Consider the following 22,731-nt stretch of genomic DNA (forward strand, 5'->3'; position numbering starts at 1 on the left):
TGATGATGGCGCCGGGCACTTCAATGCCGTAGCGCTGCAGGATGGCCACCGCCTCGGCGCACCTGGTGGCGTCAGCCACAGTAGGGCCGCTGGCGATGATGGACGGATCGTCTCCCGGCACGTCGCTGATGGTCAGCGTCACCACACGCGCCGGCGCGCAGGCTGCGGCCAGGCGGCCGCCCTTGATGCGCGAGAGATGTTTGCGCACGCAGTTCATCTCGGAAATATTGGCGCCGCTGTTGAGCAGCGCCTTGTTGATACGCTGCTTGTCTTCCAGCGTCAAGCCTTCGGCCGGCAAGGTCAGCAACGCCGAGCCGCCCCCCGAGATCAGGCACAGCACCAGGTCGTTTTTGCCCAGCCCCTGCACCATGGCCAGGATGCGCTGTGCAGCTTCCAGCCCTGCCGCGTCCGGCACCGGGTGCGCGGCTTCGACAACCTCGATGCGCTGTTTCAGTCCCTCGGGGCGCGGCGGAATGTGGTGGTAGCGGGTCACAACCAGGCCTTCAAGCGGCGCGTCGGCGGGCCACAGTGCCTCCACCGCCTGCGCCATGGAACCGCCGGCCTTGCCCGCACCGATCACGATGGTGCGGCCGCCGCTTTCGGGGGTGGGCGGTTTGGGCAGGTAGCGTGCGGTGTTCTCAAGCGGCAGCGCGCGCGCAACGGCGGCGGCGTACAGGTGCTCGAGGAACTGGCGCGGCTGGGTGGCGGCGTCCGGGATGGGCGTGCCGGGGGTAGGTGTCTTGGCTGCAGTCATTGAAATGTCTCCACCCCGGATTGTGCCGTGGTAACCGGGCAGTAACCCGGAAACGCGGGATGGTTTGGGATTTCGCCGGAAAGGCAGTTTCCTAGAATGAGCCATCATCCACCGAAGCAGAAAGAAGAGTCTCATGAACGCCTACCTGGCCCTGGGCATCGCCATCGTTGCCGAAGTCATTGCCACCACGGCACTCAAGTCCAGCGACAGTTTCACGCGCCTGGTGCCCTCGTTGATCAGCATCGCGGGTTATGGCACCGCGCTGTATCTCCTCACGGTGACGATGAAGTCCATCCCCACCGGCGTGACCTACGCCATATGGTCGGGCCTGGGCATTGTGCTGATCAGCATCACCAGTTTCTTCGTTCACCAGCAGAAGATTGACCTCTGGGGCATGGTGGGGATGGCGCTCATCATTGCCGGCGTGGTGGTGTTGAACCTTCTTTCCAACACCACCAGCCTCCACTGAGGCCCCGGTCTTGAGGCCCCAACAGGACTTTCATCTCACGGTAAAGATCCGGCATTGGAGTTGAAGCCATAACCGACCGGCGCCGGGAGCTACTTTTTCCCCAGGCCCAGGCGCTTCGCACCTTCGGTGTAGATACGGATGCGCTCCTTCATGAAGCCGTCCATCTGCTCCTGGCCCACGTTGACGAGCTCAAAGCCGTTTTTGGCGGCAAGCTCCTTCATCTCGGGATCGTTGTTCAGCACGGCCCACATGTCGGACAGCCGCTTGCGCGCTTCCAGCGGGGTGGATTTGGGCACGCCAATGCCGCGGTAGGCGCCGTCCACCCAGTCCACACCAAGCTCCCTGAAGGTAGGCACGTCGGGCATCATCGGGTGGCGCTTTTCCATGGCGACTGCCAGCGGGCGCACCCTGCCCTTGTTGCCGATGGCAAACGGCGTGTAGGTCATCGCACCGTCGACCTGCGAGCCGATCACGGCCATCGTCATGTCCCCGGTGCCCTTGTAGGGCACATAGGTGCTCTTGACGCCGAAAGCCGCGTTGAGCCGCTCATGCGCCGCATGGTTGGCGGAGTTCAGCCCTGAGCCTCCCAGGTTCAGCTTGCCGGGGTCTTTTTTGGCTGCGGCGATGAAGTCCGCAAACGTTTTGATAGGGCTTTTCTCGGGCACCACCAGCACGTCGGGGGTGTAGTGGAACCAGAACACCGGCACGATGTCGGCAGTTTTGTACTGCACCTCGCCCTCGATGGGCTGGAACACGATGTGCGGCAGGTTGATGCCCACTACATTGAGGCCGTCGCCCGGCAGGTTGTTCATCTGGCCCCACATCAGGCCGCCGCCGGCGCCCGCCTTGTACTGGATGATGGTGTCGACGGCCGGGCATTTTTTCTTGAGCACGACCTGCTGGTGGCGCGCCGACAGGTCCGACTCACCACCCGGTGGAAAGGCCTGCCAGTACAGCACGTTCCTGTCGGGGCACACCACACCCGCTGCGGGCGCGGCAGTCTGCGCCATGGCGGCGGGCACTGCGGCCATGCAGAAAATGCCCATCCACTTTTTCACTTCAACTTTCATGGTGTGTCTCCTGAATGTTTCTGAAGCGGAAAACTCGCCGGCATGCGTAGCCTGGTTGCACCGGCTTTCACTGAAAGGCTCAAGCGGCCTGCAGTAGTCGCTGCCTGCCGACCTCTGCACAGACGGCCTGGGTGACCTGCGCCGTTGTGGCGCTGCCGCCCAGGTCGCGCGTGTGCAGCGCAGCGCTGGCGGTCGCCTTTTCGATTGCGGCCATCAACACCGCGGCCGCACCGGTTTCGCCCAGGTGCTCCAGCAGCATGACACAACTCCAGAAAGTGCCAATAGGGTTCGCCAGACCTTTTCCCATGATGTCAAAGGCCGAGCCGTGAATCGGCTCGAACATGCTCGGGTAGCGGCGCTCGGGGTCGATATTGCCCGTCGGTGCAATGCCCAGGCTGCCGGCCAGCGCGGCCGCCAGGTCGCTCAGGATATCGGCATGCAGGTTGGTGGCGACCACGGTATCGAGCGAAGCGGGGCGGTTGACCATGCGGGCCGTGCAGGCGTCGACCAGTTCCTTGTCCCAGGTCACGTCCGGAAACTCCCGGCTGATCTGCAGCGCGATCTCGTCCCACATCACCATGGCATGGCGCTGGGCGTTGGACTTGGTGACCACGGTCAGCAGCTTGCGCGGGCGGGACTGGGCGAGCCTGAAGGCAAAGCGCATGATGCGCTCGACGCCGGCGCGGGTCATCATCGACACATCGGTGGCCACTTCGATCGGGTGGCCCTGGTGGGCGCGCCCGCCCACACCTGAATACTCGCCTTCGGAGTTCTCGCGCACGATCACCCAGTTGAGCTGCTCCGGTGTGCAGCGCTTGAGCGGCGCGTCGATGCCGGGCAGGATGCGCGTGGGCCGCACATTGGCGTACTGGTCGAAGCCCTGGCAAATTTTGAGGCGCAAGCCCCAAAGCGTGATGTGGTCGGGAATGTGCGGGTCGCCGGCCGAGCCAAACAGGATGGCGTCTTTGTCGCGCAGCGCGTCCAGGCCATCCTCCGGCATCATCATGCCGTGCCGGCGATAGTAGTCGCCGCCCCAATCAAAAGCACTGAAGCTGAAGTCGAAATTCTTTTGCGCGGCGGCCAGGGCCTGCAGCACCTGCTGGCCGGCCGGTATGACTTCCTTGCCAATGCCGTCGCCGGGGATGCAGGCGATCTTGTAGGTCTTCATGTCGGTTCCTCTGTTTTCTCGGTTGTGATCTGCTCACTGTAACGATTGGCACAGACAATAAAACCCCCTAAAGTAAGATTACTGTTAACCACAGGTTACGAATGATTCCAGTCAACGCAGCCCCCTCGGAGATGGCTTTTTTCAGCCTGCTGGCGCGCTACGGCAGCTTGTCGGCCACGGCGCGCGAGCTCGGCGTCAGCACGGCAGCCATCAGCAAGCGGCTCGCGCAGATGGAGGCCAGGCTGGGGGTGCAGTTGCTGAGCCGCACCACGCGGCGCGCCAGCCTCACGCAGGAAGGCGAGATTTACCTCACGCACGCGCGCCGCATCCTGGCCGACATTGACGACATGGAGCAGCAGGTGTCCAGTGCCGTGGCGGCGCCCAAGGGCCTGCTGCGCRTGAACGCCACCGTGGGCTTCGGCCGCAGCCATGTGGCGCCGCTGATCTCGCGTTTCGTGAAAGCCCATCCCGGGGTAGAAGTGCAGTTGCAGCTCACGGTCAATCCGCCGCCGCTGACTGAAGACGCCTTCGATGTTTGTGTCCGTTTCGGTGAACCGCCGGACGCCCGCGTGATTGCGCGGCTGATCGCACCGAATCGCCGCCTGCTCTGCGCTTCACCGGCCTATCTGGCCCGCCACGGCACGCCCAGGGTGCCGCATGACCTGGCGCAGCACAACTGCATCGGCATACGCCAGGGCGACGAGGCCTACGGCATGTGGCGCCTGGCTTCCGGCAAGCACACGCAGGCCATCAAGGTGCACGGCAACCTCAGCACCAGCGACGGCGAGATTGCGGTGAACTGGGCCCTCGACGGTCACGGCATTTTGATGCGCGCCGAATGGGACATCGCCAAATACCTGCGCAGCGGCAGGCTGGTGCAGGTGCTCGAGAACTACCGCACACCGGCAGCCGACATCCATGCGGTGTACCCGGCCCGGCATCAGCATTCGGTGCGGGTCAGGGCTTTTGTGGATTTCCTGGCCCAGCATTTCAGCAAGCCGTCCACACGCGCCGCGGGGCTGGCCGGCAACTGGTAAGGCTTGCCCGGCTTACTCGGTTTACTCGGCTTACTCCGTTTTGGCGCCCGCATCGAACCACTGCCTGATCACCTGCCGCTCGGCCTCGGTGATGCCCGTGGCATTGTTCATGGGCATCAGCCGTGTGACCACCGCCTGCTGGTAGACCTGCGTCGCATGGCGCTTCAATGCTTCGGGCGAATCAAGCCGCACGTTTTTCATCTGCACCTGCGCGCCGTGGCACAGGTAGCAGCGCTGGGCCATGATGGCCTGCACTTGTTGAAAGCTATTTTGGCCAGAGGCGCCCACTGGATGTGCGCCACCAGCTACTGAATTGATAGTGACCACAGCGGCAGGAGGTTTCATCCAGACGATCACGGCAGCGATGACAGCCACGCCCACCAGCGCATACGGCAACGGGTGGCGGTTGCGGCCCAGTTTGTAGCCGTGGCGCAGCACAAAAAACTGGCGTATGGCGGCGCCGGCCAGCATCATCAGGATCAGCACCAGCCAGTTTTGCGGATGGCTCCAGGTGAAGCTGTAGTGGTTGCTGAGCATGGCGAAGAGCACCGGCAGCGTGAAGTAAGTGTTGTGCACGCTGCGCTGTTTGCCGCGCTGGCCGTGCACCGCATCGACCGGCTCGCCGGCCTTGATGGCGGCCACGACCTTGCGCTGACCGGGGATGATCCAGAAGAACACATTGGCACTCATGGCGGTGGCCATCATGGCGCCTACCAGCAAGAAGGCCGCGCGCCCGGCAAACCAGTGGCAGGCCAGCCAGGAGGCTGCGCACACCAGCACCGCCACCAGCGCGCCGACGATGGCGTCGCCGTTTTTCCATTTTCCGAAAATCTGGCAGATGCCGTCGTACAGCATCCAGAAAATTACAAAGAAGGACAGCGCTACCGCACCGGCCGCGCCGGACGACCAGTTCATCAGCGATTTGTCGACAAGGTAGGTGCCGGCGTTCCACAAATAGGAGATCGTGAACAGCGCAAAGCCCGACAGCCAGGTGCTGTAGCTTTCCCAGTAAAACCAGTGCAGGTGCGCCGGCAGTTGCGGCGGCTTGACAGCGAATTTGACGGGGTGGTAAAAACCGCCGCCGTGCACGGCCCAGAGCTCGCCGCTCACGCCCTGCTTTTTGAGGTCTTCGTCCTCGGGCGGCGTGAGGCTGCTGTCGAGAAAGACAAAATAAAACGAGGAACCCACCCAGGCGATGGCGGTGATGACATGGACCCAGCGCAGCAGCAGGTTGGCCCAGTCGAGAAGGTAGTTTTCCATATCTCTCAACCTATGCAGCACGCGAGGGCGCTGCCTTGTGCAACCTGCTCACCACTGCGGGCGCTGTAAGCAGAAACAAGGCCGCGAACAAAAGAAGCTGGCGCTAACTTGAAGTTAGCTCCGGCTTCCCGGCTCCGCTGCGGCCTGACGCACCAAGTTTATAGAGTTTGGCTTCAGCTCCGAAAAATTTCTGCGCCGCGCTCAACCCGCGTTGATGGTTTGCAACAGCTGGGCCGCTACCGCCACGGCGATGACTTCCGGCTCCTTGCCAGTAATGCCGGGCACGCCGATGGGGCACGTCACTTGCGCCAGCTCGCTCGCGGCGAAGCCCCGGGCTTCCAGGCGGTGGCGGAATGCCGCCCATTTGGTCTTGCTGCCGATCAAGCCGATGTAGGGTAAATCGGATTTCTCGCGCTGGCGCAGCAGGCAGGCAGCCACGATGTCGAGGTCTTCCGCATGGCTGAAGCTCATGATGAGCACGCGGGACTGCGGCGCCAGGCCAGGCACGGCGGCTTGTACGGGATCGGAATGTTCGGCCACCACGCGCGGCGGCACGCTGGCGGGGAACACGCCGTCGCGGCTGTCTATCCAGCTGAGTGAAAACGGCAAGGGGGCGAGCACCCGCACCAGCGCGTGGCCGACGTGGCCGCCGCCGAACAGCGCCACCGGCGTCAACTCGGCCTGGCCCAATCGCACGGCTAGCGCCGGTGTGTCGCCCGCGCTGACGCATTCAAAGCGCAACGCCACCACGCCGCCGCAGCACTGGCCCAGCGACGGGCCCAGCGCTACGCGCAGTGTTGTCGCCTGACGCCCGGCGGCGTCACCCGCGAGCAGCGCACGCGCCCTGGTGATGGCATCGTATTCCAGGTGGCCGCCGCCTATGGTGCCCACCAGCGCATCGGGAAAGACCGCCATCCAGGTTCCCGCCTCGCGAGGCACCGAGCCGTGCGCCTCTGCCACCTCCACCAGCACCGCCGGCGCCGAGGCCAGGCGGGTCAGGAAGTCTTCAAGTTGCAGACTGGAGACACTGGAAACCATTGGTGACGACTTGGCGGTTGGAGGGTTGAAATATTGGGCAAAATGCCTTGACTGCCACCTTAGCACTACCTTGGCGCCGGGCAGTTCCCGGGCATGATGGCAGGTATATCAGGAATCCAATGAGCCGGCCGTTCAAAAAGCCGGCAAAGGCAAGCACGATGAGACAAGACATGCCCCACTCCACACCGCGCCGCTTCTGGCTGGTGGCCCTGCTTTCAGCAGCAGCTGCCGCCGTCGTCAGTGCCTGCAAGACCGCGCCGGAACCTGCGCCCGCCACACCCAAAGCCCCAGACCCCTCTCCAGTGATCGGGCCGATCGCCGGCCCGCAAGGTTCGGCCAGAAGCTCAGGGGCGACCACGCCGCGTGCCTATCGGGAAGACGGTGCCACGCATATCTACGGCCTCAATTCCGACCGTATCTACAAAGGCCGCATGCCACCGCTGCTGTATGCCGTGGGCGTGCTGAATGTGGAAATCGACCGGGTCGGCCGCGTCACCCGTCTGGACTGGATGCGCGCACCGCGCCATGCACCCGAAGTGATGGCGGAGATCGAACGCACCATCCAGCAGGCGTCCCCCTTCCCGGCGCCTACGCGCATGGGCAAGGTGGTCTACACCGATACCTGGCTTTGGCACAAGAGCGGCAAATTCCAGCTCGACACGCTCACAGAAGGACAAGACTAGCCCCCACGGTCGCTCACTTCGTGTAGCTCCCTGCCCCCCGAGGGGGCCRCCCGCCTGCAGTCCGGCAAAGCCGGTCCTACGGCTCGTGCTGGCCTTGGTTGGCTCGCTTCGCATCGCGCTTTGAGCGCTGCCGTCAAGAGCGACTAGCGGTCACTCTATTTTCAGATTTTGGGTTTTAACGACGTTGCGCCAGGCGCGGTAGTCGGCTTCGATGAAGTGGCCGAGCAATGCGGGCGAGCCGGGTGCGGCTTCCACGGCGTCGGCCTTGAACCGCGCCACCACCTCGGGCAAAGCCACGACCTTGTTGATGGCAGCGTTCAGTGCGTTGACGATGGCGGGCGGTGTGCCGGTGGGGGCCATCAACGCAAAGTAGTTGACCACATCAATGCCTGCCAGGCCGGCTTCCGTCATGCTGGGCACGTCGGGCAAGGCACTTGAGCGTTTGGCACTCGTTACGGCCAAAGGCTTGATGCTGCCGTTTTTGATGAAAGGCAGCAGGGCCGGGATGGTGCCCGTGATCAGCTGGATCTGGCCGCCGATCATGTCCATGGTGGCAGGCGCCACACCGCGGTAAGGAATGTGCGTGATGAAAGTACCGGTACGGGCCTTCAGCAACTCAAGCACGAGGTGGTTGACACCGCCCGCCCCGGCCGAGCCGTAGTTCAGCGCACCGGGCTTTTGCCGGGCCAGCGTGACCAGCTCTTTCATGGTGTTCGCCGGCAGCTTGGTGTTGGCAGCCCAGACCAGTGGGCCGCTGGCGATCATGCCCACCGGCGTGAACTGGCGCAGCGGGTCGTAATTGGCGCTGGGCAAAGAGGCCGCCACGGTGGTGAAGGGCGAGGCCACCAGCAGCAGCGTGTAGCCGTCGGCCGGGGACTGCGCCACGTACTGCGTGCCGATGGCGCCCGAGGCGCCCGCACGGTTGTCCACTACAAAGGTGGCGTTCATGGTTTCGCCGAGTTTTTGCGCAATCAGTCGTGCCATGGCGTCGGTGCCGGCGCCGGGGGCAAAAGGCACGACGATCTTGACGGCGCGCTCAGGATAGATGCCGGCGGGAACGGATGCGGCCGAGGCCGGTGAGCCGGCAGAACCCGCTGAAGGGCCTTGTGCCAATACGGCTGGAGCCACGAGGCTGGCGGCGGTGCCTGCGGACAGCAGCAGGGCCTGGCGGCGGCTCAGGGTCATGGGCTTGACGTTCATGGAGGAGGGGGAAGAAAGTTGCACAAACCGCTGATTGTCGCCGCCCCGGATGACGGCGCCATGACACGGTCTGGCTTGCCGCCGCTCAGCTACCGCGGTAGGTGGAATAACTCCAGGGGCTGACCAGCAGGGGCACGTGATAATGCAAGCCCGGATCAGCCACACCGAAGTCCAGCGTCACCTGGTCCAGGAAAGCCGGCTCGGGCAATTTCACGCCGCGCGCCTTGAAGTAGGCCGCCACCTCGAACACGAGCCGGTAGGTGCCGGCTTTCAGATTAGCGCTGTCGTATAGCAGTCCATCGGGATTGCGCCCATCTTCATTGAGGATGAAGTGCTTCACCAGCGTCGCCTGACCCGCATGCGTGGTGTAGAGCGACGCCTTCATGCCGCCTGCCGGCGTGCCGTGCATGGTGTCCAGTACATGTGTGCTCAAGCCCATGGCAGTCCCTGAAGATTGTTTTTCAATTTCGGTTTACCAAAAGTGTATACACTTTTCGACATTCCGGCTATTATCGACTGATGGAATCGTCAACCACGCACACCATCGTCGAAGCCCTGACCAAGGCCATTGTGGAGCACAGGCTGCACCCGGGCACCAAGCTGGCCGAACAAAAACTGGCCGACCATTTCGGCGTCTCGCGCACGCTGGTGCGGCAGGCATTGTTCCAGCTCTCGCAAAACCGCCTGATCCGCCTGGAGCCGGCGCGCGGTGCTTTCGTGGCTGCACCGTCCGTGATGGAAGCGCGCCAGGTGTTTGCCGTGCGCCGCATGCTCGAAGCCGAGATGACGCGGGCCTTTGTGCGCGAAGTCACCCCTGCCAAAATCAAGGCGCTGAAAGAACACGTCGCGCGGGAAAAGTCGGCGGTCGACCTCGGGGACGTTTCGGGCCGGACGGAGTTGCTGGGCGACTTTCATGTGCGCATAGCCGAGCTCATGGGCAATGAAGTGCTGGCCCAGATGCTTGGCGAGCTGACCTCGCGTTGCGCCCTCATCACCCTGATGTACCAGACCGCCACCGCCGCCGAACACTCCAACGACGAGCACGCCGAAATCGTCAAGGCGCTGGCCGCCAGGAACGAAGCGCTGGCCATACGCCTCATGAATGACCATCTGCTGCATGTCGAGAAGAGCCTCTCCTTTGACCGCAAGGTACCGACGAACGATATTTCCATGGCACTGTCATGAGTACGGATATGAACACTGGCTACCCTAGAGATTTGATCGGCTACGGCCGCAACCCGCCACAAGCCAACTGGCCAGGGCGGGCACGCATCGCCGTGCAGTTCGTCCTCAACTATGAGGAAGGCGGCGAAAACTCGGTGCTGCACGGCGACGCCGGCTCCGAACAGTTTTTGTCCGAGATGGCCAATCCACCCAGCTTTGCCGACCGGCACCTGAGCATGGAAGGCATTTACGAATACGGCTCACGCGTGGGCGTATGGCGCATCCTGCGCGAGTTTGAAAAGCGCAAACTACCGCTCACGGTGTTCGGCGTGGGCATGGCGCTGCAGCGCCACCCCGAAGTCGCCGCGGCCTTCACTGAACTCGGCCACGAGATCGCCTGCCACGGCTGGCGCTGGATCAACTACCAGCAGATCGACGAAGCCACCGAACGCGAACACATGCGCCTGGGCCTGGACGCGATCGAAAAGCTCACCGGCACACGTCCGCTGGGCTGGTACACCGGCCGCGACAGCCCCAACACGCGCCGGCTGGTGGCCGACGACGGCCGGCTCGAATACGACAGCGACTACTACGGCGACGACCTGCCCTTCTGGACCGAGGTGAAACGCACCGACGGAAAAGTCGTGCCGCGCCTGGTCGTGCCTTACACGCTGGACACCAACGACATGCGCTTTTCCCTGCCGCAGGGCTTCTCGCAGGCCGATGATTTTTTCATCTACCTGCGCGACAGTTTTGATGCGCTGTATGCCGAAGGCAGTGCGTCGCCCAAGATGCTGAGCATCGGCATGCATTGCCGCCTGCTGGGCCGGCCGGGCCGCATCGTGGCGCTGCAGCGTTTTCTTGACCACGTGCAAAAGCATGAGCGCGTCTGGGTCTGCCGCCGCATCGATATAGCGCGCCACTGGCAGGCCAACCATCCTTACATGCCCCGGCAGGAAAGCTGAACATGGCCATCACGCTGGAACAAGTCAATGCCGTACCGCGCGCAGAAGCGCTGCAACTGCTCGACGGCCTCTATGAGCATTCCCCCTGGATTGCCGAAAAGGCGCTGGACGCCCGCCCTTTCCAGTCACTCGCCCACCTGAAGCACACCATGGCGCAAGTACTGCGCGAGGCCGGCAAGGACGCGCAGGTCAAGCTCATCCAGGCCCACCCCGAACTGGCCGGCAAAGCCATGGTCAGTAAAAGCCTGACGGCGGAATCGGCCAACGAGCAAGGCAAGGCCGGCCTCACGGACTGCACGTCCGAAGAGTTCGCCACCCTGCAAAAACTCAATGCCGACTACAACGCAAAGTTCGGCTTTCCTTTCATACTGGCGGTGCGCGGCCCGCGCGGTGACGGTTTGAGCAAGCAGCAGATCATCGAGACCTTCGCGCGGCGCCTGCAAAACCACCCTGACTTTGAGCTGCAGGAAAACCTGCGCAACATCCACCGCGTGGTAGAACTGCGGCTCAACGACAAGTTCTCCGCCACGCCTGCGCTGGGCAACGACGTGTGGGACTGGCAGGAAACCCTTTCGCAGTACAGCGATCCGGGCTATCTTGAAAAGGGCCAGCTCACGGTGACCTACCTCACTGATGCGCACCGTGCCTGCGCGGCTTTCATCAGCAACACCATGCGGGACTGCGGCTTTGACGAGGTGAAGATCGACGCGGTCGGCAACGTGGTGGGTATCTACAACGCCGCCACGCCCAACGCCAAGACCCTGCTCACTGGCAGCCACTACGACACCGTGCGCAACGGCGGCAAATATGACGGCCGGCTCGGGATTTTTGTGCCCATGGCCTGCGTGCGCGAGCTGCACCGCCAGGGCAAGCGCCTGCCCTTTAATTTTGAGGTGGTCGGCTTTGCCGAAGAAGAAGGCCAGCGCTACAAAGCCACCTTTTTGGGTTCAGGCGCGCTGATCGGTGACTTCAAGCCCGAGTGGCTGGAGCAGAAAGACGCTGACGGCATCACCATGCGCGAGGCCATGCACAACGCTGGCCTCAAGCCCGAAGACATCACGAAGATCAAACGTGACGCGGACAACTACCTCGGCTTTATCGAGGTGCATATCGAGCAAGGCCCGGTACTCAACGAGCTCGACCTGCCGCTGGGCATCGTGACCTCCATCAACGGCAATGTCCGCTATCTGTGCGAGATCACCGGCATGGCCAGCCACGCCGGCACCACGCCCATGACCCGCCGCCGTGACGCCGCAGCGGCCGCGGCCGAACTACTGCTGTATGTGGAACGGCGCGCGGCGCAAGACGGAAATTCCGTCGGCACGGTCGGCATGCTGCAGGTGCCCAGCGGCTCCATCAATGTGGTGCCCGGGCGCTGCCTCTTTTCGCTCGACCTGCGCGCGCCCATCGATGCGCAGCGCGACGCGCTGGTGGCCGACGTGCTGGCCGAACTCAAAAGCATTTGCGAGCGCCGCGGTATGCACTTCACGACCGAATTGACCGAGCGCGCCGCCGCTGCACCCAGCGCACCTGCCTGGCAACAGCGCTGGGAAGCCGCTGTGCAAGGCCTGGGCGTGCCTCTGTACCGCATGCCTAGCGGTGCCGGCCATGACGCGATGAAACTGCACAAGGTGATGCCGCAGGCCATGCTTTTTGTACGGGGCCAGAACTCCGGCATCAGCCACAACCCGCTGGAAAGCACCACCAGCGACGACATCGAACTTGCGATCCAGGCCCTGGCGCATCTGCTCACTAATCTCTCTCCTGAACAACAATGACCCTCACTACAGATTCGAAGCCGACGTGCGCGGCTACGGCATGGAGTCCATCACCAACCTGATCGTGCGCCGCCACTATGGCGGCAAGGGCGAAGAAATGGAAAAAGGAAGGACCATTGCCCTCAACGCCCACGGCGACGTGGTGCCGCCCGGCGAAGGCTGGACCAAAGATCCCTATGGCGGCGAGATTGAAGGCGGCAAAATTTACGGCCGCGCCTCAGCTGTCAGCAAATGCGATTTCGCAAGCTTCACCTTTGCGGTGCGCGCGCTCGAATCACTGGACGCACCACTCAAAGGCAGCGTTGAGTTGCACTTCACCTACGACGAGGAATTCGGCGGCGAAATGGGCCCGGGCTGGCTGCTCAAGAAAGGCCTTACCAAGCCTGACCTGTTGATCGCGGCAGGCTTTTCTTACGAGGTCGTCACCGCGCACAACGGCTGCCTGCAGATGGAAGTCACGGTGCACGGCAAGATGGCGCATGCCGCCATTCCCGACACCGGCATCGACGCCTTGCAGGGCGCGGTGCACATCCTCAATGCACTCTATGCACAGAACGCGCTCTACCAGCAGGTGACGTCAAAGGTCGAAGGCATCCAGCACCCTTACCTGAACGTGGGGCGCATCGAAGGCGGCACCAACACCAACGTCGTGCCCGGCAAGGTGATGTTCAAGCTGGACCGCCGCATGATCCCCGAGGAGAACCCCGCCGAGGTCGAAGCCAACATCCGCAAAGTGATTGGCGACGCGGCGGCTGGCTGCAAGGGCATCACAGTCGACATCAAGCGCCTGCTGCTGGCCAACTCGATGCGGCCGCTGGCGGGCAACAAGCCCCTGGTGGAGGCCATCCAGAAGCATGGCGAGGCGCTCTTTGGCCAGGCCATTCCGGCCATGGGCACGCCGCTGTACACCGATGTGCGGCTGTACGCCGAGGCCGGCATTCCCGGCGTCATTTACGGCGCCGGGCCGCGCACCGTGCTGGAGTCCCATGCCAAGCGGGCCGACGAACGTCTGGACCTCGAAGACCTGCGCCGCGCCACCAAGGTGATTGCGCGGACCCTGCGGGACCTGCTGGCCTGACCACGCCGCCCCCATCCCCTGAAAACTCCCGCCACGGCGGGAGTTTTGCTTTTGCGGCCCTTCGCAGCGCACCTCGCACTTCGGGTGCATCAGCTTTAACCGAATAAGCAGGAATCGCCCCGGGATAACCCTGTGACAGCAGGCAAAAATCTTGCCTACATTGCTTGTATGCAAGATTTGCGTGCAAAACACAGCGACGTCCTGCTGCCTATAACTACTCTTTCGGAGACTGACATGCCCAAGTTTTTCCGCTCCCTGTTCGGCCAGGTGCTCCTGGCCCTCCTTGTCGGCGTGATCGTCGGCTTTTTGTGGCCCGAAACGGCCGTCAAGCTCAAGCCCCTTGGCGACGGCTTCATCAAGCTGATCAAGATGCTGATTCCCCTGATCGTCTTTTGCGTGGTCGTTCACGGCATTGCAGGCGCGGGCGACTTGAAGCGGGTCGGGCGCGTCGGCGTCAAGGCGCTGATCTACTTCGAAGTGGTCACCACCATCGCCCTGGTGATCGGCCTGGTGCTGGCTTTTGTGTTTCAGCCCGGCGCGGGCATGAACATCGACCCGAAACTGCTGGACGCCAAGGCTATGGCCGCCTATGCCGAAAACGCCGGCAAGCTCACCGGCGGCGGTACGGTGGAGTTCCTGATGAAGCTGATTCCCAATACGGCCATCAGCGCCTTCGTCAACGGCGACGTGCTGCAGGTGTTGCTGTTCTCGGTGCTGTTCGGCTGCGCGCTGGCCCTGCTGGGCAGCAAGGGCGAGAAAGTGGTCGGCCTCATCGACGACCTGGCCCACGTACTCTTCAAGACCATGGGCATCATCATCAAGCTGGCGCCCCTGGGCGTGCTGGGCGCCATCGCCTTCACCGTCGGCAAATACGGCATCGGCTCGCTCAAGCAGCTGGGCATGCTGGTCGTGCTGTTCTACGCTGCAGTGATCATTTTCGTGACGGTCGTGCTGGGCGGCATCATGCGTTTTTCGGGCTTCAGCCTCTTCAAGCTGCTCAAATACCTGCGCGAAGAACTCATGGTGGTGTTTGCCACCACTTCGTCCGACAGCGTGCTGCCGCAAATCATGGCCAAGCTCAAGCGCATGGGCATCCGCGATTCGACTGTTGGCCTGGTCATCCCGACCGGCTACTCCTTCAACCTCGACGCGTTCTCGATCTACATCACGCTGGCCGCCGTCTTCATCGCCCAGGCCACCAACACGCCGATCTCGATGACCGACCTGCTGACCATCCTGGCGATCTCGCTGGTCACCTCCAAAGGCGCGCACGGCGTGCCCGGCTCGGCCATCGTGGTGCTGGCCGCCACGCTGCAGGCGATTCCCGCCATCCCTGTGATCGGCCTGGTGCTGGTGCTGTCGGTGGACTGGTTCATGGGCATCGCCCGCGCCCTGGGCAACCTGATCGGCAACTGCGTGGCCACCGTGGCGGTGGCGGCCTGGGAGGGCGACATCGACCGCGAGCGGGCTCATGCGGTACTCGACGACCGCTATGTGCCGCCKGCCGAAGACGACATGGACATCGAAGTGAGCGCCGTTCCGGCCAAAGCCTGAGGTCTCGCTCCAGAAAACGCATCATCTTGCCGTCGATTTTCTTCAAACGCTCCGCCTGCTGAATCACCCCGGGGTCGCTACACTTCCCAGCACATATGAGCATCAGCCAGGTCCAGATCGCCCAGCAAGTCGTCGAATCCATCCTCGCGCAAAAACTTGCGCCCGGTGAACGCCTCGGCGAGCAGGAGCTGGCAGAGCTCTTCGGTGTCAGCCGCACCCTGGTGCGCGAAGCGCTGATGCAGTTGCAGGCACGCGGCTTTGTCGAGGTGCGCACCCGCAAGGGCTGGTATGTGGTGGAGCCTTCCGTCGAAGAAGCGCGGGACGCTTTTTCAGCCCGGCGCATCATCGAAACCGGCATCCTGCGCGAGGCCGGGCGTCCGCTGCAGTCGGTCCTGCGCAAACTGCGCCAGCACATCGCCCAGGAGGAGCAGGCCATCGAAGAAGCCGACGCCGCCACCCGGGCCTTTTTACTGGCCGACTTCCATGTTTGCCTGGCTGAATGCCTCGGCCAGCGGCTGCTGTGCGACGTGCTGCGCGACCTGACCGCGCGCACTACGCTGGCGGCGTCTCTCTACCAGTCCAAGCACGACGCCGGCCAATCCTGCGCGGAGCATGCCGGCATTGTGGCCGCGCTCGAAAAAGGCCAGCTGGACCTGGCCCGCGAACGCATGCTCGCGCACATCGGCAGCGTCGAAGCCGCCTTGGGCTCATCGGCGCCGGGCACCTCACCCGGTAACGAACGGCTGCGTATCGCGCTGTCGCAGCTGGTACAGCCGCCTCTGCGCAAAGCTGTCCGGCACAAAACGCTCCCGATTTGATAGCTGGCTGCGCCCGTCCTTCAATGGCTACAGCCGGATAACCAAAACAAATCAGGCTCCGGACACCAAGCCTGGGCAGCCTCCGCAAGGAGTACCCAGGCCTGCCGTTTCCCTTACTCGTGGGTGTAGTCCAGCAACGCAAGGTATTCCTTGCGCTCGGCCTTGACCCACTGCTTGACGCCGATCTCGGACATGATGCTGGCCGACTGGCTGTTCATGGCCAGCAGGGAGTCCTGCAGGCGGCTGATCATGTCCGCTGGCACGCCGGGGGCGGCCAGCACCGACCAGTTCACCACGGGCTGGGTTTCACCAATGACACGGCCTCMGCCCTCTTGCCATTTCCTGGCGATGGTCGGATTCACCGCACCCACTTCGGCAAGGCCTGCCGCCACCTGTGCCGACACGGAATCCTGATAGCGTGTGTAGGAAATATAGGGTTCGCGCACATTCAGGCGGCGCATCTCGGCACGCGCGACCGCCACCGTGGCGGACGATTCGTCGGGCATCAGGATCTTCTTGCCGCTCAGTTGCCCGATGTTGTTGATGGGCGAGCTGTTCTTCACGATAAAGGCAGCCTGGTAGGGCTCGGGCCTGCGCACCAGGGGTTGATAACCTCCATCGCGAACCAGCTTGGACAGCTGGTTGACGGATTTTCCGAACACCATGAGGGGCTTTTGCTCTGACGATGCCTGGCGCACGAAGTTCTGGATGTCGATGACCGGATCAACCACCACCTGCTTGTTGCGGATCTGCCCTCCCAGGTAGTCGGCCAGCCCCCGGTAGCGCAGGGCCAGCATCGAAATACTGAGGTCTGCCGTAACCGCCTCATTGATCAGCAGCCTCCAGCGGTCTACGCCCGCCAGCTGGCCCGCCGCCTGCTGGCTCCAGCTGACCATGGGAAAGCCCTGCCAGGCCACGGCAACCGCGGTGCCCACCACACCGCGAAGAACCGCGCGGCGACCGGTAACTTGTGACAGCAACGGAGTATTCATTTGATCACCTTCAAAGGGTTAATTGCAGATTGCACGGTCTTCTTCGCTGCCTCGTCTTCCCATTGCCTGGCAGCTGTCAAGGTTGCCTTGAATGCCAGTGCACTCTCAAGCAGCCATTTCTTGTTGTCTTCCGAGAGCGCGTAGCTCAACCTGAACTCGTCCATCGGCATGCGGTCCTCGCGCACGGCCTTGATCAACCGGTCCACCTCTGCAGCGGCGTGCGCGGGCGTCGACAGCAGCACCAGGCGGCTCATCTTGTCGGGGTTGTTGGGTACATGGCAGTTCACACACTGCGACTCGCGCATTTGCAGCGCCAGGTCACGGTAGCGTTTGTCGACGTTACCCAGATACGGGTTTTCCGGCCGGTACAACCCGTCGAACAGCGTCACCGCCGGTTGCGTGTGGCCTTTGTCGTCGGTCCAGAGCCATGGGCCCTGGTATTTTTCATGCTGCACCGTCTRCACAGGTTGCAACAGCGGCGTGGGTGCCACGTCGGTGAACTGCGCCACCTTGATGACGCCTGTTTCGGGGCTGATCCATAGCATCATGCTGCGGGCGTTTTCGTACATCGCCCATTTGGCCTCGTCGTGCCAGAACGGATAAGGAAACTGGCCCGGCGGCAGGCGGTTGCGAAAGGCCGCCTCAAGCCGCACCAGGAACATCTTCTCGTCGGCCACCCACTCCACGGTATGCCGGCCGTTGAACATGAAGAGCGGCGCATACATGCCGGTCCAGGCGTCAGGGGCGAACTGGGTCAGGTTGGTCTGGCGCAGCGTGGCGTTGTCTTTTTTGTTTTGCCGGCCCCATAGCACGATGGGCGCCACGTGTGCACGCAGCTGGCTCGGCCCGAACAGTGTTTGCCGGCACTGGGTGTAAGCGTTGACGTCACCGGCCGGCGCCAGCGGGCAACTGCTGGCGAGCTCTGCGGAAATTTCGGCCGCAGCCTGCGCGATGTTGGGCGGTATCGCCCTTTTTTCCTGGGCTTGTACGCCGCAGGAAAATGCCAATATGGCGGCCAGCAGTCCGGCCCGCCATGGCGAAAGTGAAAACAGACGTGCTTGAATCAACGTACCCATTTTTTACTCCCTCGTGTAGTCCAACAAATCCAGGTAGTCCTTCCGTTCAGCTCTGGCCCATGCCTTCACGCCCATCGAAGCCATCACTGCTGCGCTTTCTGAATTGGTGGCCAGCAGCGCGTCGCGCAGCTGCTGCACCATGTCCGCGGCCAGGCTGGGACTGGCAAGCACCGACCAGTTCACCACCGGCTGGGTTTCAGCCACCACGCGCCCGCCCTCTTCCACCCACTTTTTGGCAATGGTGGGATTGACCACGCCGATCTGGCCCATTCCGGACTTCACAAACTGCGCGACTTCTTCCTGGAAGCGAACGTGTGTCACGCGGACCTGCCCAAGTTTTTGCCGCCGCAGTTCCGCCAGGGCCACCGCACTGGTGGCGGCAGACTCGTCGGGCATGATGACTTTTGCATCAGCCGCATCCGCCAGGGTTTTAATGGGCGAATCCTTGGCCACGATGAAGGCCGCCTTGTAGGGGTCGGCGCGCCGCACCACCGGCTGGTAGCCGTTGTCACGCACCAGCTTGGCCAGCTGGTTGACGGATTTTCCGAAGACAAACTCCGGCTTGCTGGCGCCTTGCGCCACCGCCATGAAGCGCTTGATATCCACCATGGGCTCCACGACGATAGGCCGCCCCTTGAGCTGGGCGCTGATGAAGTCGGCGGCAGGGCGATAACGGTTGGTCAGCAAAAATGAGTTGGTATCTCCCCCCACCGCTTCATTGACCAGCAACCGCCAGTTCGCGCCACCTGCGGGTTTTTTAGCAGCAGAGGCAGCGGCAGCAGCAGCAGCCTGGGCCCAGGCGCTACCCGGCCCACCCATACCCCCWGCGAGGGCGCCCAGGCCCAGGATTGACAACATCTGACGGCGAAGCTGCGAGGAAGGTGTTTTCATGAAAACCTTGTTTTGGAAAGCCCACTGACCCAGTACATCGTTGCTGGATGACTTCGGCTACTGCCCCAAGGCTTTGTCAAGGCTTCGGAACTGCACGGCCTTGCGGCTTAATCCTTGTCACCTACGCAAATACACTCTATGGACCGGCTGCAAAAATAGTCAAAGGCAGTTCATGGCACCCGCCCTGTCAGGGCTGACAGGTAAACCCCGGCAAAGGCACCTGCGCGGCGAGCCCCGGCTTCAAGCAATGGCAACGGTCCGGGTCAAACGTAAACAGCTGTAACGCCTTTAACCCAGCCCAAAGACTTGTTGATGGCCGGGACTACGGCGTGCAATACGCCACCTTTTAATAACCGCCTCTGGGCATCTTCCCGGTCAGGCCGGCCAATATGCGGAAGACCGGCAAGGCCGTGCGCCCAAAAAATACGGATGYCAAAACATCACAAAATGCATCCTGTGAGTAATCCCAGTGTGCGAAAACTGACAGCGCCTGAACGCGGCAGTTGTTGCTCTTAGGCCAATCCGCATCGTCCGGCGGCAAGACCCACCAGCCGCCTGAACTGCCGGGGCAATGCCAAAGTTCTACTTCACAGCGTGGCAGGCACTGTTTTTGCTGTATCGTTTTGAGGTTCGCTTCGATTTCACGGCCACCGCGTTCTTATGCTGATTGCTGGCCTGCCGGTCTCCCCTTTTTGCAACCCCTTCAAGAAAATCCCGCCATGAAAAATCGTGCACCTGCCGCATCTGCCCTTCCCAGCCTTGTCGCCAGGATGACCGGGGCGGTGATCGCCCTGGCGGCCCTGAACGCCCATGCGCAAAACACGCCGATCAAGTTCCAGCTCGACTGGCGCTTCGAAGGCCCGTCCGCCCTCTTCCTCACGCCGGTGGCCAAGGGTTACTTCAAGGCCAACAAGCTCGACGTGACGGTGGACGCCGGCAATGGCTCGGGCGGGGCGGTGACCCGTGTCGCCTCGGGCACCTACGACATGGGTTTTGCCGACATGGCCTCCGTGATGGAGTTTCACGCCAACAACCCGGACGCACCCAACAAGCCGGTAGGCGTGATGATGGTCTACAACAACACGCCGGCCTCGGTCATGGCACTCAAAAAATCAGGCATCAAGACGCCCGCCGACCTGAACGGCAAAAAAATGGGCGCGCCGGTGTTTGACGCCGGCCGCCGCGCCTTCCCGATTTTTGCCAAGGCCAACAACATCACCGGCTTCCAGTGGACAGCCATGGACCCGCCGCTGCGCGAAACCATGCTGGCCCGCGGCGACGTGGACGCCATCACCGGCTTTACCTTCACCTCGTTGCTCAACCTGGAAGCGCGCGGCGTGAAGGCAGAAGACGTGGTGGTGCTGCCCTATGCCGACTTCGGCGTAAAGCACTACGGCAACGTGGTGATCGTCTCACCCAAGCTCATCAAGGAAAACCCGGCCGCCATCAAGGCGTTTTTGCAGGCCTTTACCAAGGGCGTGAAAGACGTGGTGGCCGACCCGGCCGCCGCCATCGAATTCGTGAAAGCGCGCGACGGCATCATCAATGTGCCGCTGGAAGTGCGCCGCCTGCGCCTGGCCATCGACACCGTCGTCAACAGCCCCGACGCACGCGCCGAGGGCTTCGGCCAGGTCAAGGCGCCGCGCCTCTCGCTGATGGCCTCCCAGGTGTCGGACGCTTTCGGCACCAAGACCCGTGTCAACCCCGACGCGGTGTGGAACGGCTCCTTCCTGCCCACGGCAGCCGAGCTGAATGTGCTGCCGAAGAAATAAGTCCTGGCTTCAGGCCCCGTGCCTGGCACCATGCCCGCCCGGATTGCTACACTTTTCATAGCTGCTTGCGCACGTCCCTATTGGGCCAACAGCCGTTTTCATACCTAAAACATGCCCCTCGCCACCGCTGACAGCCCTTTTGTTGACTTCCGCGACGTCTGGCTTGCCTACAACGACGAATTGCTTGCGCGCAAGCAATTCTCCGTTGAGGCCATAGACCTGCAGGTGCGGCAGGGCGAGTTCATCGCCATCGTCGGGCCGTCGGGTTGCGGCAAGTCCACTTTCATGAAGCTGGCCACCGGCCTGAAGATGCCGTCGGCCGGGAGCATCCTGATTGACGGACGGCCCGTGACCGGTCCGCTGAAAATTTCCGGTATGGCCTTCCAGGCGCCATCGCTGCTGCCCTGGCGCACCACCGTCGGCAATGTGCTGCTGCCGCTCGAAATCGTCGAGCCTTACCGCAGCCAGTTCAAGGCCAGGCGCAAGGAGTTCGAAGAGCGGGCGCGCAAGCTGCTGCAGAAGGTTGGCCTGGCGGGTTATGAGGACAAATTTCCGTGGCAGCTGTCAGGCGGCATGCAACAGCGTGCCAGCATTTGCCGCGCGCTGATTCATGAGCCAAAAATGCTGCTGCTCGACGAGCCCTTCGGCGCGCTCGACGCCTTCACGCGCGAAGAGCTCTGGTGCATCCTGCGCGACCTCTGGACCGAGCAGCGCTTCAACGTGATCCTGGTCACGCATGATTTGCGCGAGTCGGTCTTTTTGGCCGACACCGTCTATGTGATGAGCAAAAGCCCCGGCCGCTTTGTCGTGCGGCGCGAGATTGAACTGCCGCGTCCGCGCGACCTGGAAGTGACCTACACCCGCGAGTTCAGCGACATCGTGCATGAGCTGCGCGGCCACATCGGCGCGGTGCGCGGCGGAGCCGCCGTATGAACATGAACAACAAACAGCTCGAACGCTGGGCGCCATGGGCGTTACTGGCAGCCGTGGTGGCACTGTGGCAGGCGGTGTGCGCCGGGTTTTCAATAGCGGAGTTCATCTTTCCCGCGCCGCTGGCCATTGCCCAGGCCATGGCTGAATTTGCCGGCCCGATCGCCGAGGCCGCCTGGAAAACCTTCTGGGTCACGATGGTGGGTTTCGGTCTGTCCATCGTGGTCGGCGTATTGCTGGGCTTTCTGGTGGGCTCGTCACGGCTGGCCTATGCCGCGGTCTATCCGCTGTTGGTGGCATTCAACGCAGTGCCCAAGGCCGCGATTGTTCCCATCCTCATCGTCTGGTTCGGCATCGGCGTGGGCCCCGGCATCCTCACGGCTTTTCTGATTTCGTTTTTCCCCATCACCGTGAACATGGCCACGGGCCTGGCCACGCTGGAACCCGAGCTCGAAGACGTGCTGCGCGTGCTGGGCGCCAAACGCTGGGACGTGCTGGTCAAGGTCGGCCTGCCGCGTTCCATGCCCTACTTCTTCGCCTCGCTCAAGGTCGCGATCACGCTGGCTTTTGTCGGCACCGTGCTGGCTGAAATGACGGCGGGTGATTCAGGCATTGGCTACCTCATGCAAAGTGCCGGGTCGCAACAACGGCTGGCGTTGGCTTTTGCCGGGCTGGTGGTGATTGGGGCGATGGCTATGGCGATGTATGAATTGTTTAGCTATGTTGAGAAGCACACTACCGGGTGGGCGCATCGGGGGTCGCAGGGGGACTGAGGTATTCAGCCGGGTCTTGCTCCGGCGTGGCGCTTTTTGCTGAGGCTTGCTGGCCGGGGGTTGCCCGGCGGCAACTCACTTTTCTTTTGGGTCGCCAAAAGAAAAGTAAGCAAAAGAAAAGGCGACCCTGCTGTCTGCGTCCCTTCGCTGCGCTACGGGCAACCTGCGGTGCTCGGTTCAGGCGGGGTCTCGCTCGAACTCGCTTCGCTCAGACAATCGCGATCCCTGATCCGCCTGAACCTGCGCTCCTCGGCGCAGACA

At 62.7% G+C, this 22,731-nt stretch carries 22 protein-coding genes and 1 pseudogene; 13 read left to right on the plus strand and 10 right to left on the minus strand.

The features are described 5' to 3' along the window. A partial coding sequence (locus AC1D1X_RS05370; protein WP_477697938.1) for a glycerate kinase type-2 family protein occupies positions 1 to 754 on the minus strand: 754 nt, incomplete at its 3' end. 133 nt (positions 755 to 887) lie between these two features. Between AC1D1X_RS05370 and AC1D1X_RS05375 the strand changes: the two genes are divergently transcribed. After that, positions 888 to 1,223: a DMT family transporter gene (locus AC1D1X_RS05375; protein WP_457279830.1), complete on the plus strand. Its 336-nt coding sequence runs from the start codon at positions 888 to 890 to the stop codon at positions 1,221 to 1,223. Between the two features lie 89 nt (positions 1,224 to 1,312). Here the strand turns inward: AC1D1X_RS05375 and AC1D1X_RS05380 are convergent, their stop codons facing one another. Both AC1D1X_RS05380 and AC1D1X_RS05385 read right to left on the minus strand, forming a co-directional pair. Further along, a complete protein-coding gene (locus tag AC1D1X_RS05380) occupies positions 1,313 to 2,293 on the minus strand; it encodes a tripartite tricarboxylate transporter substrate binding protein (protein WP_477668143.1) in 981 nt (326 codons plus the stop codon). A gap of 79 nt (positions 2,294 to 2,372) precedes the next feature. Then, positions 2,373 to 3,461 carry a tartrate dehydrogenase gene (locus AC1D1X_RS05385; RefSeq protein WP_477668144.1) on the minus strand — a complete coding sequence of 363 codons (1,089 nt, stop codon included), beginning with the start codon at positions 3,459 to 3,461 and terminating at the stop codon, positions 2,373 to 2,375. 101 nt (positions 3,462 to 3,562) lie between these two features. On the opposite strand from AC1D1X_RS05385, the gene AC1D1X_RS05390 reads away from it, so the two are divergent. Then, positions 3,563 to 4,498 (plus strand): LysR family transcriptional regulator, encoded by a 936-nt coding sequence (locus tag AC1D1X_RS05390; RefSeq protein ID WP_477697939.1) that lies wholly within the window; start codon positions 3,563 to 3,565, stop codon positions 4,496 to 4,498. Positions 4,499 to 4,528: 30 nt separating this feature from the next. Here AC1D1X_RS05390 and AC1D1X_RS05395 read toward each other — a convergent pair whose 3' ends face one another. After that, positions 4,529 to 5,758, minus strand: a complete 1,230-nt coding sequence (locus AC1D1X_RS05395; protein ID WP_477668146.1) for a urate hydroxylase PuuD — start codon at positions 5,756 to 5,758, stop codon at positions 4,529 to 4,531. Between the two features lie 201 nt (positions 5,759 to 5,959). Beyond that, a complete protein-coding gene (xdhC, locus tag AC1D1X_RS05400; RefSeq protein WP_477668147.1) occupies positions 5,960 to 6,796 on the minus strand; it encodes a xanthine dehydrogenase accessory protein XdhC in 837 nt (278 codons plus the stop codon). A gap of 170 nt (positions 6,797 to 6,966) precedes the next feature. On the opposite strand from xdhC, the gene AC1D1X_RS05405 reads away from it, so the two are divergent. Then, positions 6,967 to 7,479: a hypothetical protein gene (locus AC1D1X_RS05405; RefSeq protein WP_477668148.1), complete on the plus strand. Its 513-nt coding sequence runs from the start codon at positions 6,967 to 6,969 to the stop codon at positions 7,477 to 7,479. Between the two features lie 150 nt (positions 7,480 to 7,629). On the opposite strand, the gene AC1D1X_RS05410 is transcribed toward AC1D1X_RS05405, so the two are convergent. Next, positions 7,630 to 8,679, minus strand: a complete 1,050-nt coding sequence (locus AC1D1X_RS05410) for a tripartite tricarboxylate transporter substrate binding protein (protein WP_477668149.1) — start codon at positions 8,677 to 8,679, stop codon at positions 7,630 to 7,632. An 85-nt stretch (positions 8,680 to 8,764) separates the two neighbouring features. Beyond that, positions 8,765 to 9,118, minus strand: coding sequence for a hydroxyisourate hydrolase (uraH, locus tag AC1D1X_RS05415; protein ID WP_477668150.1), 354 nt, complete (start codon positions 9,116 to 9,118; stop codon positions 8,765 to 8,767). A gap of 80 nt (positions 9,119 to 9,198) precedes the next feature. On the opposite strand from uraH, the gene AC1D1X_RS05420 reads away from it, so the two are divergent. From AC1D1X_RS05420 to AC1D1X_RS05445, 6 genes and pseudogenes are all read left to right on the plus strand, one after another. Continuing rightward, positions 9,199 to 9,864: a GntR family transcriptional regulator gene (locus tag AC1D1X_RS05420; RefSeq protein ID WP_477668151.1), complete on the plus strand. Its 666-nt coding sequence runs from the start codon at positions 9,199 to 9,201 to the stop codon at positions 9,862 to 9,864. Between the two features lie 8 nt (positions 9,865 to 9,872). Further along, positions 9,873 to 10,808 carry an allantoinase PuuE gene (gene puuE, locus AC1D1X_RS05425; protein WP_477668152.1) on the plus strand — a complete coding sequence of 312 codons (936 nt, stop codon included), beginning with the start codon at positions 9,873 to 9,875 and terminating at the stop codon, positions 10,806 to 10,808. A gap of 2 nt (positions 10,809 to 10,810) precedes the next feature. Continuing rightward, complete coding sequence (uraD, locus tag AC1D1X_RS05430; protein ID WP_477668153.1) at positions 10,811 to 12,586, plus strand: 2-oxo-4-hydroxy-4-carboxy-5-ureidoimidazoline decarboxylase; 1,776 nt, start codon at positions 10,811 to 10,813, stop codon at positions 12,584 to 12,586. Between the two features lie 19 nt (positions 12,587 to 12,605). Next, positions 12,606 to 13,664, plus strand: a pseudogene (locus AC1D1X_RS05435) (M20/M25/M40 family metallo-hydrolase); the annotation flags it as partial. Between the two features lie 234 nt (positions 13,665 to 13,898). Further along, positions 13,899 to 15,218: a C4-dicarboxylate transporter DctA gene (locus AC1D1X_RS05440; protein ID WP_477668155.1), complete on the plus strand. Its 1,320-nt coding sequence runs from the start codon at positions 13,899 to 13,901 to the stop codon at positions 15,216 to 15,218. Positions 15,219 to 15,313: 95 nt separating this feature from the next. Next, entirely contained in the window at positions 15,314 to 16,036 is a 723-nt protein-coding gene (locus tag AC1D1X_RS05445) for a GntR family transcriptional regulator (RefSeq protein WP_477668156.1), read from the plus strand. Between the two features lie 113 nt (positions 16,037 to 16,149). Here AC1D1X_RS05445 and AC1D1X_RS05450 read toward each other — a convergent pair whose 3' ends face one another. From AC1D1X_RS05450 to AC1D1X_RS05460, 3 genes are read right to left on the minus strand one after another with little or no spacing between them, the layout of a single operon-like run. After that, the gene (locus AC1D1X_RS05450; RefSeq protein WP_477697940.1) at positions 16,150 to 17,028 is read right to left on the minus strand and encodes a phosphate/phosphite/phosphonate ABC transporter substrate-binding protein; all 879 of its coding nucleotides are present in this window, start codon (positions 17,026 to 17,028) and stop codon (positions 16,150 to 16,152) included. Continuing rightward, positions 17,025 to 18,104 (minus strand): hypothetical protein, encoded by a 1,080-nt coding sequence (locus tag AC1D1X_RS05455; RefSeq protein WP_477697941.1) that lies wholly within the window; start codon positions 18,102 to 18,104, stop codon positions 17,025 to 17,027. Before AC1D1X_RS05455 ends, AC1D1X_RS05450 begins: the two co-directional genes overlap by 4 nt. A gap of 3 nt (positions 18,105 to 18,107) precedes the next feature. Further along, positions 18,108 to 18,995: a phosphate/phosphite/phosphonate ABC transporter substrate-binding protein gene (locus tag AC1D1X_RS05460; protein ID WP_477668159.1), complete on the minus strand. Its 888-nt coding sequence runs from the start codon at positions 18,993 to 18,995 to the stop codon at positions 18,108 to 18,110. 770 nt (positions 18,996 to 19,765) lie between these two features. Between AC1D1X_RS05460 and AC1D1X_RS05465 the strand changes: the two genes are divergently transcribed. The 4 genes from AC1D1X_RS05465 to AC1D1X_RS05480 all read left to right on the plus strand — a co-directional run. After that, entirely contained in the window at positions 19,766 to 20,767 is a 1,002-nt protein-coding gene (locus AC1D1X_RS05465) for an ABC transporter substrate-binding protein (protein ID WP_477668908.1), read from the plus strand. 111 nt (positions 20,768 to 20,878) lie between these two features. Beyond that, positions 20,879 to 21,700 (plus strand): ABC transporter ATP-binding protein, encoded by an 822-nt coding sequence (locus AC1D1X_RS05470; RefSeq protein WP_477668160.1) that lies wholly within the window; start codon positions 20,879 to 20,881, stop codon positions 21,698 to 21,700. A gap of 2 nt (positions 21,701 to 21,702) precedes the next feature. Further along, complete coding sequence (locus tag AC1D1X_RS05475) at positions 21,703 to 22,470, plus strand: ABC transporter permease (RefSeq protein WP_477668909.1); 768 nt, start codon at positions 21,703 to 21,705, stop codon at positions 22,468 to 22,470. A gap of 60 nt (positions 22,471 to 22,530) precedes the next feature. Then, on the plus strand, positions 22,531 to 22,731 hold a 201-nt coding region (locus AC1D1X_RS05480; protein WP_477697942.1), incomplete at its 3' end, for a hypothetical protein.

It is taken from the genome of Polaromonas sp. P1_G4, assembly GCF_056405475.1.

What these genes read in the sequence shown, in the direction of transcription:
- AC1D1X_RS05375 (WP_457279830.1), top strand. Translation starts at nt 888, where the DNA reads ATGAACGCCTACCTGGCCCTGGGCATCGCCATCGTTGCCGAAGTCATT.
- AC1D1X_RS05380 (WP_477668143.1), bottom strand. Translation starts at nt 2,293, where the DNA reads ATGAAAGTTGAAGTGAAAAAGTGGATGGGCATTTTCTGCATGGCCGCA.
- AC1D1X_RS05385 (WP_477668144.1), bottom strand. Translation starts at nt 3,461, where the DNA reads ATGAAGACCTACAAGATCGCCTGCATCCCCGGCGACGGCATTGGCAAG.
- AC1D1X_RS05395 (WP_477668146.1), bottom strand. Translation starts at nt 5,758, where the DNA reads ATGGAAAACTACCTTCTCGACTGGGCCAACCTGCTGCTGCGCTGGGTC.
- xdhC (WP_477668147.1), bottom strand. Translation starts at nt 6,796, where the DNA reads ATGGTTTCCAGTGTCTCCAGTCTGCAACTTGAAGACTTCCTGACCCGC.
- AC1D1X_RS05405 (WP_477668148.1), top strand. Translation starts at nt 6,967, where the DNA reads ATGCCCCACTCCACACCGCGCCGCTTCTGGCTGGTGGCCCTGCTTTCA.
- AC1D1X_RS05410 (WP_477668149.1), bottom strand. Translation starts at nt 8,679, where the DNA reads ATGAACGTCAAGCCCATGACCCTGAGCCGCCGCCAGGCCCTGCTGCTG.
- uraH (WP_477668150.1), bottom strand. Translation starts at nt 9,118, where the DNA reads ATGGGCTTGAGCACACATGTACTGGACACCATGCACGGCACGCCGGCA.
- AC1D1X_RS05420 (WP_477668151.1), top strand. Translation starts at nt 9,199, where the DNA reads ATGGAATCGTCAACCACGCACACCATCGTCGAAGCCCTGACCAAGGCC.
- puuE (WP_477668152.1), top strand. Translation starts at nt 9,873, where the DNA reads ATGAACACTGGCTACCCTAGAGATTTGATCGGCTACGGCCGCAACCCG.
- uraD (WP_477668153.1), top strand. Translation starts at nt 10,811, where the DNA reads ATGGCCATCACGCTGGAACAAGTCAATGCCGTACCGCGCGCAGAAGCG.
- AC1D1X_RS05445 (WP_477668156.1), top strand. Translation starts at nt 15,314, where the DNA reads ATGAGCATCAGCCAGGTCCAGATCGCCCAGCAAGTCGTCGAATCCATC.
- AC1D1X_RS05465 (WP_477668908.1), top strand. Translation starts at nt 19,766, where the DNA reads ATGACCGGGGCGGTGATCGCCCTGGCGGCCCTGAACGCCCATGCGCAA.
- AC1D1X_RS05470 (WP_477668160.1), top strand. Translation starts at nt 20,879, where the DNA reads ATGCCCCTCGCCACCGCTGACAGCCCTTTTGTTGACTTCCGCGACGTC.
- AC1D1X_RS05475 (WP_477668909.1), top strand. Translation starts at nt 21,703, where the DNA reads ATGAACAACAAACAGCTCGAACGCTGGGCGCCATGGGCGTTACTGGCA.